Raw genomic sequence first — 12804 nt, forward strand, 5'->3', positions numbered from 1 at the left:
CTATTTTTTGATTAATAATTTCTCAAGTTTCGATATTCGTTCTTCTTGATTCTTGTTTGCCTCAACTTCCTTTTCCAATTGTTCAATTTTTCTTTCCTGTTCAAGAGTATAAAGCGTCAACTCCTCGATCTTCTCCAAGAGTAGTTTGTTCATCTCGCCTAGTTGGACGCCATTTTCTTCGACTTCCTTTGCTGAGGGAATATTGATAAGATGTCCTTTTTCTTGGATGTGTTTTTCCACTTCCTCTAATGTGGGGAGGTCATAACCTTCTTTAAAGACATAATCGGCCCAGCCGGTCTCTACTTTAATCTCTTTGGCTCTTATATTTCCATTTACTGCCAATCTGTATGTCCCAGGAGATTGAGTGCCAATACCAACATTACCAACCTCAGTTATTAATACCGAGGGTGAATCAACATTATTTCCGTTTACGGCAAAGCGGAGTTTTGAACTGGACTCCAGTCCACCACCATAACCAGAATAATTCGTGACAAGTCTAATTCTGTCCCCAGCTTCTCTTTCAACCTGTATTCCCTGAATCCCAGTAAAACTGCCTTTAAATAATGTATGAGTGGAACTTGATGCGCTAACCTCAAGTTTTTCTGTTGGATTGGTAGTTCCTATACCAAATTTTCCATTTTTATCAAAAGTGAATAACGAGCTATTGTCACTATGTCCAATAAAAAGTCTGTCCGAATCATTCTCTAAATCAAACCGCCATAATTTGCCTCCTCTTTCCAACCCAAGTGCTGCTCCCCCTGCTGGGTCTTTGATGTGTAGTTTGTATAGCGGTGTTCCCTGCCCCAAAAGTACGTTTCCATTCCTGACGATGAAATTGCCCCCCGATTTAAATTGATAGTTAACATTATCGTCTTGTTTTATCTTTAAACCATCGCTCTCAATCTGAAAATGGTAAACCTGATTGGGGCTATAATGGGTATCCTTTAATGTAATCAGGCTTGGTAACCATTGAGAAGTTTCAATAAGTGCTTTGGCATTTTGAATCTTGACATCTCCACTCGATGGAAAATTATTCTGAGATTGAAGAGAAAATGATAGAAGAATGAAAGAACAAAAAATCAGTTGTTTCATTTGGATAATGATTTTAGTTGATTTATTTCCTTTTTCAACTCAATAACATAAAGTGTGAGTTCCTCTATTTTCTCCAAAAGTTTCATGTTCATCTCACCCAATTGTATGCCGTTCGTTTCCATTTCCTCAGCAGAGGGAATATTGGGCAAGTGCCCATTTTCTTTTATATAGTTCTGGACTTCTTCCAAACTCCTCAACTCATACCCTTCTTTGAACACATAATCCGGTCCGGGAACCGAAAGGTCCACCTTGACCTCCTCGGCATGGATACCGCCCTTTACCGTGAGTTTGGAGTCTGGATTAGTCGTTCCGATTCCCACTTTTCCATCGGTTTGGATATACATTCTAGTAGATGTAGCGTATGTTTTAGATGTTTTGGTATCGGTCTTAAAGGCCAAGCCCCAAGTCCCGTTCACTCCTTGTTCCTGTCCTAGATATGCAACATCGTGATTACTTCCTACACCTTTCCACCTATAAAAATAAGTGCCCGGGGCATTTGTCCTTGAGCTACTCCATACTGCATGCTCAGACCCAATTAATAGAGAAGAATTCCAATTATATGTTGTATGCCCGACTCCAATTGCGCTATCGCTCCCTGAAACCTCTAATTTTAGGTTTGGGCTGGTTGTTCCAATACCCACATTCCCATCTGCCCTAACGGTAAGTAAATCCGTACCTGTGGTCATATCCCCATTATAGTTCATTGTCCTAACCCTCAATGCGCTTCTTGGGTTTGCGTACATCCAAATGATGGGAGATTCTATATTATTCCCTGTTGCCCCGCCAAAACCCCAGTATCTACTGTTGTAACCCAACAGGTTATAAGCAGTAGCAGGATATCCAGTACCTAACCAATTTGGAAAAGTGCTATCAACATAAGTTCCAGTAAACGCATGGTTACCTGAAGCTGCCGCCGTTGAAGTAACACCAGGATCAGAAGTTTGTGCATGAATCCCAGAACAGAACAATAGGAATCCAAAAACCTGCATTGTTTTTTTCATAATTTATCTTTTTGTAGTTCCTTCATTAATTTTTCCATTTGGATTATCTTCTTTTCTAAAACAGCCATACGTTTTAGCTTTTCCTCCTGCTCCAAAGTATAGAGTGTCAACTCCTCAATCTTTTCTAAGAGTTTCATGTTCATTTCTCCCAAATCAATACCATTGGCCTCCATTTCCTTGGCCGAGGGAATATTGGGCAAGTGCCCATTTTCTTTGATATAGTTTTGGACTTCTTCCAAGGATTTGAGGTCATAATCTTCCTTAAAAACATAATCGGGTCCGGGAACCGAAAGATCCACCTTGACCTCCTCGGCATGGATGTTGCCCTTTACCGTGAGTTTGGAGTCGGGCGAGGTAGTGCCGATGCCGACTTTTCCAGAAGCCATTATGGACATGACTTCAACATCACTGGAAGTTCCATTCCAATGGTCATAATAAAAACTCAACCTATCGTTTGAATCATCACCAAATGCAATCAAAGATCTTGTATTCGTTTCTTCAACTTTGAAATACATCCTATCAGTTCCCTCTGAAACTCTTATGCTACCGTCCCTTACCTCAAGCTTATCGTAAGGAGAAGTTGTTCCAATACCAACATTACCATTGCCATGAACGAACATTCTTGTGGAACCATTTGTTTTAAAGAATAGATGCTCATCCACATCAATTGACAAATTATAATTGTTTGTTCCAGAAGTACCTATATAATGGTTGGAATTGATGCCAGAATCCCTTTTTCCCGTAAAAGAAATTCCAGAATTTAATGTGGTTGACTCAGTGTGTATCCTCAGCTTGGTTTCCCCTGCACCTTCAATATGCAGCCTCTCCTGCGGAGAGGGAGCTCCAATTCCAACATTGCCAGTAGAACCTATTGTCAAATGGTTGTTAAATCCATAGCCCATTCTAAGGAAATTCCCGGATGGGTCATCCTGAATGGTGTAATAGTTGCTTCCTGTAAAATCACCATCGCTGTCAAACAACAAATAATTTTTCAACTTGATCGGGCCTTGGGTAGATATGTAGTTTGAGGAACCTGTTTGGATGAGATGACCATCATTGATGGTCACATTACCATTGGTCGGGAAATTGTTGGTTTGAGAAAAAACCAAAAGCGGGATAATCAAAAAAACTGCTAATAAATTTTGTTTAACTGTCATTGCATAATCAAGATTTCATGGTTTGTTTTTACTGTAAGTAATTTTACAAGATTCTGTAAGCGTGTTGAAAAAAATCAAGGGATTTTTTGGTTCGATTTATAAATTGACGCAAATTTTTGGGGCAAGGGTTTCTTTTTACCCTGGTAAAATGATAAACTCGTATAGTAATTATCCCGATTGTAATTGGAAAGTAGGACTACAGTGGTGATTGAAGTAAGAAGTTTTAATGAAGAAAGTTGTTCGTGCAGGTTTTTTGGAAGAGGTTGTTGGCATTTTTACAGCATCATTTGAGGTTACGTTTATAAATTCTGTAAGAAAATTATAGATTTATTTTACATGTTTTCATGATATTTTGTGATATACTTTTCTTTCGTTAACTATAAGCGCCTTTTTTTGGAATTCAACTCCCTGAAAACTAAAAACTTAAATATCTTACAAACTGTTGATAACTTTTTGAATTTTTAATCTGAAAATATTTATTGAATATTCCATAGATAATTACAAGAAAAAAATTACATTTCGAGTAAGATGTAAATGATACCTTTTACCGTGCGGAAACAGAGCCATTGGAACAAAAAAACAAGATGAAGCATTCAATAACCCCACCATCACTTAAAATAAAAGTCAAAGCCATCAACCTTCAAGAGACCCTGATTGTGCTCGCCATAATCGGGATTTTACTTTTGTTGGCGCTTCCCAACCTGATGCCCTTGATCTCCAAGGCCAAAAGTGTGGAGGCCCAAGTGCAGCTCAAGGCCATCTACAATGCCCAGACCACCTATCGCTATATGCACAGCAAATATTCCAACGTGATGGGCGAACTGGATTTTGAACCACCTTTGACCGTAAAGGAAAATGGGACCGCCAATTACGTTTATGAAATTTTAAGTGCTGACAACGCCAACTTTACGGCAAGGGCCGAAGCCATAACCGATTTTGATGGAGATGGGGTGTTCAATGTATGGGAAGTAGATCAAAATGGAAACCCAAAACAAATTGTAAAAGATTGATCACTACGCTAACAATTTTGACCATGGTTTGCTTAGCATATATTGCGTTTCAAGATTTTAAGGAAAGAAAAGTGTATTGGTGGCTGTTTTTGCTGGTCATGTTGTTCTTGGGTACTATCCATTTCCTGAATACTGTGGTGCCCTCGGTCTTTTTAAGTTACATCGGCTTAAATGTCCTTTTTGTTACCTTGATTCTATGCATACTCTACTTGTTCACAAAGATTATTGCAAGAAAGAGATTTCTAGACCATAGCTTGGGACTTGGGGATATCCTCTTTTTTTATGCTTTTGCACTAGGTTTTCCCACATTAACATTTATCATCCTATTTGCCAACGCCATTCTGTTCGCTCTGTTTGTGTTTTTGGTCACCAAAAGAAAAATGAGTCTCAAAACCGTTCCCTTGGCCGGATTGATGGGGCTTTTTCTCATTTTAGTTTTCGGTTGTAGTTTAACCGTTCAATCCCCATCGTTATATGGATATTAAGGAAAAGCGACTAAAATTGGCTCCAGAGCTTGCGCAGCGTATTTCTGCTGAACAAGCTTTTCATTATAGGATTGTTCCCAAAGAACTATCGGATGGAATCGTGACTTTTTATACGGATTCAGCATCCTTGGATGACTTGCTTGCAGAACTACAAATTGTTCTGGAATTCCCTGTGAAGTTAGAGGTATTGGAAAGCTCGGAGCTTCAAGATTTTTTGACCGCCAATTTTAGAAGGGCAAAGCTTAATCAAAATAGTGAGTTACATTATACCCCCGATTTTCTGGAGAAGATATTGATCAATGCCAAAGCCATTGGGAGCAGTGATATTCATTTTGAACCATACGAAACATTATGCCGGGTTCGCTTCCGATTGGATGGAAAATTAGTTGAACAGTTCATTGTTCCGATTCACGAATATCCAACTATTGTTAACAAAATCAAGATAAGGGCTGATCTCGATATCGCAGAAAAAAGACTACCACAAGATGGAAGAATTACCGTAAAGTATAATGAAGTGGAGTTCGATATCAGAGTTTCATCACTTCCCACACTTTTTGGTGAAAAAATTGTACTTCGGATATTGAACAAGGACACCCAAGCGGTAAGTTTGGAAGATCTGGGTTTCAATGTGCCCGAACTTCGCCGCTACAAAGAGGGAATCAAAAATCCCAATGGGATTATATTGATATCCGGGCCTACCGGTTCTGGAAAGACCACAACACTGTATGCTACTCTAAAGTTGTTGAACGATGCCAAAACCAACATACTAACCATTGAAGACCCTATAGAATACACCTTGGAAGGGGTCAATCAAGTACAACTGAAAGAAAATATCGGATTGGACTTTGCCAATGCGCTGCGCACATTTTTGCGTCAAGATCCAGACATTATCATGGTCGGTGAGATACGTGATGTAAAAACAGCTAACATGGCCATCAGAGCTGCATTGACAGGTCATTTGGTACTTTCTACCATACATACCAATTCGGCCTGGGCCACTATTTCCAGGTTAATAGATATGGGTGTGCCTCCATTTCTAATTGCAAGTACCCTGAACATTAGTGTTGCCCAACGTTTGGTTAGAAAACTATGTCCGCATTGCAAAAGAAAAAGCTCTATTGAAAAGAACTTGTTTCCCGAAGATTTTGATCCTCCCAAGGACCTGAAATTTCATTTTTCGCCTGTCGGATGCCAAGAATGCCACCATACTGGCTATAATGGCAGAAAGGCCATTTATGAGATTATACCCATAAACAAAAGCCTAGTGCCTCATATAAGGAACAATGTACTGGACATACAAGAACATTTAGAAAAAGAACAAATAATGACCTTAAAGGATAATGCCCTTAACCTCATGGAAGAAGGCATTACCTCGGTGGAAGAAATCTATCCACTGTTAACCAACTGATCGCATGAAGAAGAACCTCACATTGATTTTTTTGTCCCTCTCGATCTTAGCTTTTTCACAACAAGAAGGGACCCGCATACAAAATATTCAGAACAATCTTGAGGCATTGGCCGTAGATAATCCAGGTCTTTCAGAAAATCTAAAACTGGACATCAACGTTAGCAGTGTTTCCTTGTCCAATTTCCTTTTGGCCGTTTCGCAGGTTCATAAAATCAACATCAACATTGATCCCAGTTTACAAGGAACAAACATTGTCAACAACTTCTCCAATGTTACCGTGGCCGATTTATTGGTCTTTTTGTGCAAACAATATGATTTGGATATCGATTTTACGGGAAATATTCTTTCCATTCATAAATATCAACCCCCGCCAAAAATTATCCCAGAAAAAGAAGTACTTGTGAGTTTTGATGCTTTAAACAATTTAGTCTCCATGGATTTAAAAGGAGACCCATTGGGTAAGGCGTTCCGGAAAATCATAGATGTTTCTGGACAAAATCTTCTGTATTCCAAAGGAATGGAGAATATTCCGTTATCCATCTACATTAAGGATGTACCCTTGGACCTTGCCATGAAAAACATTGCAGAGGCCAACAATCTTACCTATTCCAAATCACGGGATGGATTTCATCTTTTTGACCAAGCAACTACAAACGATGGAAATAAGCAAGGACGTTCCCGGAACGGTATCGCAGGTGATAATTTTTATTATCAGGTATTGGATACCATAAACAGGATTTTGGATGTAGATTTCAAGAATGTGCCGATTGTGGATATTGTACAGGAAATCAGTTTAGATTTGGATTTGGATGTTTATATGGCCACTCCCCTAATTGAGGCCGGTAGTGTTACATTTAAGGCAAAGCAGATCTATTATGATGAATTGTTGACCAAAATATTTGAAAGTGAGGCCGTTCAGCCTTCTAATCCAGGTACGGCTACAAATGGACAACAAAACACACAGCCTCAAAACAGAAATCGAAATCAAAACCAGGGCAGGGCATCAACATCCTCAGCACCTTCCCAAAACCGCACCAATTTTACATTTAAAAAAGAAAACGACCGCTATTTTTTTGGTACTGCAGATCAGTTAAGTGTAAGAAAGCTGGAAATTGTGCAAATGATGCATCGCTCCGTAGAACTTTTAGGAGACCCCATGCAGGCAACAGGTTATGGAAGGTCGGCCGGAAGGACTATTCAAGGCGGGGTAAATTATTTGGGAGGAGGCTTCCAAAATGGGGCCAACACTTTTGGGAACAATCAGGGAAACAATTTCAGACAAAACTCAAACAACACGCGACGAATTAATACCCAAAACAACCAATTTGGGGATTATTCCTCAAATGCCGAGGCCATTGTAAGTATTTTACCGGATGATGTGGTCGCTGATTTGGACATCAAAATCGATTATGAACTGAATAGCTTTTTGATAAGCGGACCAGCAGCAAACATTAATCGATTTAAAAAATTCATCAAACAGATTGACAGGCCCGTTCCGGTGGTATTGATTGAAGTAATGCTCATTGAAGTAAGAAAATCTGCAACCATAGAAACAGGTATCAGTTGGGGAATAGGAGATGATCCGGTTGAAACCAAAGGGGGTATCTTTCCTGAAACCGATCTAACGCTTGGCGCAAAAACTGTCAATAAAATTATTGGAGGTTTTGATGGGTTTGGTTCTTTCAATATTGGACGTGTGGTCCCTGAGTTTTTTGCCACCATAAAGGCCATGGAAGCCAATGGCAACATCAAGATTAAATCCACGCCCAAACTTTCCACATTAAATGGGCACCGTGCCAATCTTTCCATTGGGGAAACAACCTACTATGTGGTAACCAGTCAAAATTTCTTTGGGTCTCAAATACCCACAGCTTCTGAAATACGAAACTTTCAACCCATTGATGCAGAACTGGCAGTCAGCATAAAACCTTTGGTCTCCGGAAACGGTCAGGTTACTTTGGATATCAATGTGATACAATCCGATTTTAGCTCGGAACGTATTGATGATGATGCACCTCCTGGTTTGACTTCACGAGAATTCAGTTCCATAATCCGTATGCAAAATCAAGATTTGGCGATATTGGGGGGATTGGAAGAAAAGGTAAAAAATGATACGGGCAGTGGTGTACCCTTTTTGGCCAGGATTCCCGTTATAAAGTGGTTGTTCAGTAAAAGAAGACGGGAAGATTCCAAACAAAAGTTGACCATTTTGATAAAGCCAACAGTGATTTACTAGTGATTCGTGCTCTAAAAACATATTTTGAAAAGGGGAATATATTCCATGCCGTTGAGATTTATGGTGCAAACGATGCTATTGAGTTTCAGTTTTTGGAGGGGCGCGTCAAAAGAAGAGAACTAATTATCTCACGGCAATGTCCGTTAGCTTCCATTTCCGAACTGCAACAGCTTGCCCACCCGTCAATACCACTTTATGTCGCTTATAATGTAGATGGGGTCATTACCAAAATTTCACAACAGAATTCTACCTTAAAAGGTAGAGCTGCGGTTGAACAATTATTCCCCGGACTGAATTTTGAGAACTTTTATTATCAGGTTTCACAGTTAAAAGGGTACCAAGTGGTAAGTATTGCCAAAAGAGATGCTGTAGAAACCCTCCTTGCACAATTGAAGGAAAAAAAACTTCATGTTGCTGGCATGTCCATAGGTATAAGTGGAATGGAGTTTATTGTCGACCATCTTGATGATGAAATCATATACACCAATACCGAGAAGGTGGCTTTTGACAATGGACCAAATGAAGGCCTAGCCATCACAAAATCGGATACACATACGCCAGTAGGTTATGATATTAATGGACTAAATATTAAAAGTCCTTTTTTGCTCGCATTTTCTGGGATATTGGATTTTTTGACTCCCTCCCATTATGGAAATACCAATTTTGATGATACTGTCCAAAGTCTCCTATCCGAGTTCAAAAACCAACGCATCTTTGGTCTTTTACTTCGCACCTCCTTAGTTGTGGTGTTGGTATTGCTGCTGTCCAATTTTTTGGTCTTCAATTCATATTTTGGTAAGGTAGAGGCCGCAAAGGAAAGCTTGGCCATAGATAATGAAGCTCGAAAAAATCTCACCATCGTAAGGGATCGTGTTGAAGAAAAAGAAAGGAAGGTGGAAGCTGTGCTTTCCGCTGGCAATACTCGAACATCGTTCTATTTGGATAGATTGGCCTCTGGGGTACCTCCAACTATTCTATTGACTGAATTACAGTACCAACCGCTTATTAAACCGATGCAGGCATCCAAGCCCATCGAATTGGATTTAAATACGCTGTTGGTTACCGGTAACTGTAAGCAAAGTGAGGATTTTTCAGAATGGATTCATCATTTGGAGGGTTTGGACTGGATCAAATCTGTGGAGACAATGGATTACGATTACAAAAATTCCTATAGTTCAACATTTAAAATAAAAATATATGTTGAAAGGACTTAAAAATAAAAATACCTTGCTGCTACTGGGTTTATGTCTGGTCTTTTTATTATGCTATAAATTGGCCATTTCCAAAACCCTGGATTTGCGAAAAGAGTACATTTCACTGAGTGAGGAAGAGCAGCGTTTTAATAATGTCCCCCATCAATTATCGCTACTATCCAAAAAAGAGGTCCATTTAGATTCCATATTACTGCAATTGAACCTTAATGACACCTCACTTGAAAACGACCTTTTGAGAACGGTAAACCGCGAAGTTGATAAAAATGACCTAAAAGTCATTGATTTCAACCCGCCCCATATTTCCGAAATGAATGGAGGCATTTCCAATGTGTATAATTTTACGGTAAGAGGTTCATTTAATGCCATTGTAAAACTCATTTATACGCTTGAGCAACAGGCCAACTTTGGACAAATTGCCCATTTAGATTTTAAGACGCAAAAAAATTACCGTACTGGAAAACGCTATTTGGAAACTACAATTTTTATCCAAAAAATGGAATAAAGCCCTAAGAAGATACCCACTTTGCTGCAAACCTAGGCAATACATTATCAAAGAAAACTTATCTGATAAACTTCTTGATAGTTGGTATGAACTCGATACTCAATATAGATTTTGGGCAGCAGATCATGTTATGATATCCGTAGAGAAGTAGTGTCGAAGTGACAGTCACCTTTGCTCATTAAAGTCGTTATTCTGTTACCTCCTTCCTTTTGCTCCAAAACTAATTCAGAACCTCAACAACACTTCCACATTTCAACATCTTATCACCATAATACGGATTTCGAATTTCATTTTCTGCACTTAACCAGACAGCTCCTTTGTTGTTATTTGCCATAGGACATTTTTGCACATAGATCGTATCATCCAATGAATCTAAGTTGTTGGCAATTGCAACCATATTTTCGTTCAAAATCACAAAATGCGTACGTTGGTTTTCCAAATTTTCTTTATTGGCGATTGCTTCCAACATTTCAATACTCTTATTTACGTGTGCTTTTTCCATAGAACCCGTACTAGAAAGGTCGATTTTTTTTAAACCTTCTAAAGTTACTTTGGCTTCTTTGGATGTTTGGTGTGCATTGCTGGCAACCAAAGCGTCCTTTAATTTTAAATAGAATGGCAATACGGCTTCAAAATTATTCTGAAAACCATCCGAAAATTCCATTTTCATCATTTCTCCCGAACTGTCTGAACCCATATCTTCCTGCATTCCCGTATGCCCTTCGTGACCTGTCATGGTCTTACCTCCCGTTTTGTTCATCATGCTTTTTTTACCTTTCAATTGTGCCGCTGCATCTACGGTAAAGGTTCCATTGGTCACGATTTCTTCTCCAGAATCAAGTCCATGAGTGACCTCGATATTTTCTCCTTTTCTTGCACCCAATAGTACCTCACGCATTTCAAAGATGGACTCATCTCCGCTTACCTTTACATAGACCAAGGAGCGCTCCCCGGTCCACATTACCGCACTGGAGGGTACAAATAATGCCGTTTCGGTGTTGGCCAGATCGCTCTCAATTTTGCCGGTAACGAACATACCCGGTTTAAACAAATCTTTTTGATTCCTGAGTGTGGCACGTATGGTTACCGTTCTAGTGGCATTATCCAGAACTGGATCAATGAAGCTTATTTGGCCATCAAAAGTTTTGTTGGGGTAAGCATTGGTGGTAATGTTTATTTTCTGTCCTTTTCTAAATTGGGACAATTGGCTTTCATAGGCATCAAACTCTGCCCAAACTGTGCTCAAATTACTGACCTTGGCAATGGGTTGACCTTTTTTTAAATAATCACCTTCGGAACTCATTACTTCAGAGACCGTTCCTGAAACTGTTGCGTACACCGGGAAATTCTCCTTTACCTTGCCCGAACTTTCAATAGTGTTGATTTGATTGTCCGATAGTTTCCAAAGCTTTAGCTTATTGCGAACAGCGCTATACAATTGTGGCTGGGATTCTTTTAGAGAAGCTGCTGTCAACAATTCTTGTTGCGCGGCCACTAATTCGGGGGAATAAATAGTTGCCAATAATTGCCCCTTTTGTATCTCCTGACCCTCATAATTTACATTCAATTGCTCTATCCTCCCATCAAAATAACTGGCTTGCACAGCCATTGCTTCTTCGTTGACGGCAATCTTACCTGATAAGGAAATTGTGTTGTCATTATTGCCTTCGGCTCTTCCCACAACAGTGGTCTGGATATTTGCCAAAGCCAGTGCATTTGCCGTCATTTTAAACTGTTCAGGAGCCAATCCATCAGCTCCAGCCTCCGCTGGAATCAAATCCATTCCACAGATAGGGCAATCCCCAGCTTCTGGCTGCATAATCTGTGGGTGCATGGAACAGGTCCACATTTGGCCCGCTTCCGAACTATGATCATGTTCTGTCATTTCCATAGTCTTCGTCCCGGAATTTCCAAACAGAAAATATCCGACAGCCAAGCCAACAATAGCCGCGATTCCGATATAAATGATACTTCTTTTCATCTCTCTTTTTTAAATCGTTTTTTAATTTTTATTATTGAAGGTGAACTGGTAAACCAAAGTAAAAATCCACTCAGCACGGTTATCAGTCCCAATAATGAAAAAGCCCTAAGTACCGTGGTATTGAAATTATCCCGACCCTCATAATCCATCGTATGGGTCATCCATAGAAAATCAAAAATCCGCCAATCCCTATGGCGAACCGTTTGAAATTTGCCATCTATAGCGGATACATAAGCTTTTATGTTTTCGTTGCTCTTATAGGTAATCACATAGGCGGGCAAAAGTTTTTCTCTGTACTCATGGTGTTTTCCTGTCTTTTCTATTAAAGAAATATTGGAAATTTCCAACCCGTCCCTCATATAGTTACCAGCAACATAAAGCGCCTCTTTTTCATTGATGGATGACTTGGGTGTTCCATCCACAGCATTGAACAATTGGCTCTTGTTGACCCAATAGTAAGGCACATCATTGATATCCCTAATTTCAATAGATCGGATTCCTTCGTTGATATTTAATTGGGAAGGCGTCATTAAATCGGAAAACGCCTTCGATTGGTATTCCATATTTTTAAAATGGTCACCATGAATGTCATCAATGTTCGTCCAACTAAAGTAAAGACCACTGATAGTCCAGAACAAAAATTGAATGCCCAAAAAGATACCAAGGTATCTATGCGATTTTCGAATCCATTTTGCTGTGTGCCTATTTATCATATTCA

Annotated in this window: 11 protein-coding genes; 6 read left to right on the top strand and 5 right to left on the bottom strand. The window is 39.5% G+C overall.

Annotated elements, in window-relative coordinates; genetic code table 11:
- The 3 genes from ACULLG_RS14165 to ACULLG_RS14175 are packed head-to-tail and all read right to left on the bottom strand — an operon-like array spanning position 1 to position 3250.
- Entirely contained in the window at positions 1-1092 is a 1092-nt protein-coding gene (locus ACULLG_RS14165) for a hypothetical protein (RefSeq protein WP_452127454.1), read from the bottom strand.
- Positions 1089-2093, bottom strand: coding sequence for a hypothetical protein (locus ACULLG_RS14170; RefSeq protein WP_452127455.1), 1005 nt, complete (start codon positions 2091-2093; stop codon positions 1089-1091). Before ACULLG_RS14170 ends, ACULLG_RS14165 begins: the two co-directional genes overlap by 4 nt.
- Positions 2090-3250: a hypothetical protein gene (locus tag ACULLG_RS14175; RefSeq protein ID WP_452127456.1), complete on the bottom strand. Its 1161-nt coding sequence runs from the start codon at positions 3248-3250 to the stop codon at positions 2090-2092. Before ACULLG_RS14175 ends, ACULLG_RS14170 begins: the two co-directional genes overlap by 4 nt.
- Positions 3251-3834: 584 nt before the next feature.
- On the opposite strand from ACULLG_RS14175, the gene ACULLG_RS14180 reads away from it, so the two are divergent.
- From ACULLG_RS14180 to ACULLG_RS14205, 6 genes are read left to right on the top strand one after another with little or no spacing between them, the layout of a single operon-like run.
- Positions 3835-4260, top strand: coding sequence for a hypothetical protein (locus tag ACULLG_RS14180; protein ID WP_452127457.1), 426 nt, complete (start codon positions 3835-3837; stop codon positions 4258-4260).
- Positions 4257-4745 (top strand): hypothetical protein, encoded by a 489-nt coding sequence (locus tag ACULLG_RS14185; protein WP_452127458.1) that lies wholly within the window; start codon positions 4257-4259, stop codon positions 4743-4745. Before ACULLG_RS14180 ends, ACULLG_RS14185 begins: the two co-directional genes overlap by 4 nt.
- Positions 4735-6153: a GspE/PulE family protein gene (locus ACULLG_RS14190; protein WP_452127459.1), complete on the top strand. Its 1419-nt coding sequence runs from the start codon at positions 4735-4737 to the stop codon at positions 6151-6153. The genes ACULLG_RS14185 and ACULLG_RS14190 overlap by 11 nt, the downstream gene beginning before the upstream one ends.
- A gap of 4 nt (positions 6154-6157) precedes the next feature.
- The gene (locus ACULLG_RS14195) at positions 6158-8389 is read left to right on the top strand and encodes a type II secretion system protein GspD (RefSeq protein WP_452127460.1); all 2232 of its coding nucleotides are present in this window, start codon (positions 6158-6160) and stop codon (positions 8387-8389) included.
- A complete protein-coding gene (locus ACULLG_RS14200) occupies positions 8389-9603 on the top strand; it encodes a hypothetical protein (protein WP_452127461.1) in 1215 nt (404 codons plus the stop codon). The genes ACULLG_RS14195 and ACULLG_RS14200 overlap by 1 nt, the downstream gene beginning before the upstream one ends.
- Positions 9587-10105 carry a hypothetical protein gene (locus ACULLG_RS14205; protein WP_452127462.1) on the top strand — a complete coding sequence of 173 codons (519 nt, stop codon included), beginning with the start codon at positions 9587-9589 and terminating at the stop codon, positions 10103-10105. Before ACULLG_RS14200 ends, ACULLG_RS14205 begins: the two co-directional genes overlap by 17 nt.
- 220 nt (positions 10106-10325) lie before the next feature.
- On the opposite strand, the gene ACULLG_RS14210 is transcribed toward ACULLG_RS14205, so the two are convergent.
- Positions 10326-12086: an efflux RND transporter periplasmic adaptor subunit gene (locus tag ACULLG_RS14210; protein WP_452127463.1), complete on the bottom strand. Its 1761-nt coding sequence runs from the start codon at positions 12084-12086 to the stop codon at positions 10326-10328.
- Positions 12083-12799 carry a PepSY domain-containing protein gene (locus tag ACULLG_RS14215; protein ID WP_452127464.1) on the bottom strand — a complete coding sequence of 239 codons (717 nt, stop codon included), beginning with the start codon at positions 12797-12799 and terminating at the stop codon, positions 12083-12085. Before ACULLG_RS14215 ends, ACULLG_RS14210 begins: the two co-directional genes overlap by 4 nt.
- Positions 12800-12804: the final 5 nt, after the last annotated feature.

Source organism: Flagellimonas sp. 2504JD1-5 (assembly GCF_053618295.1).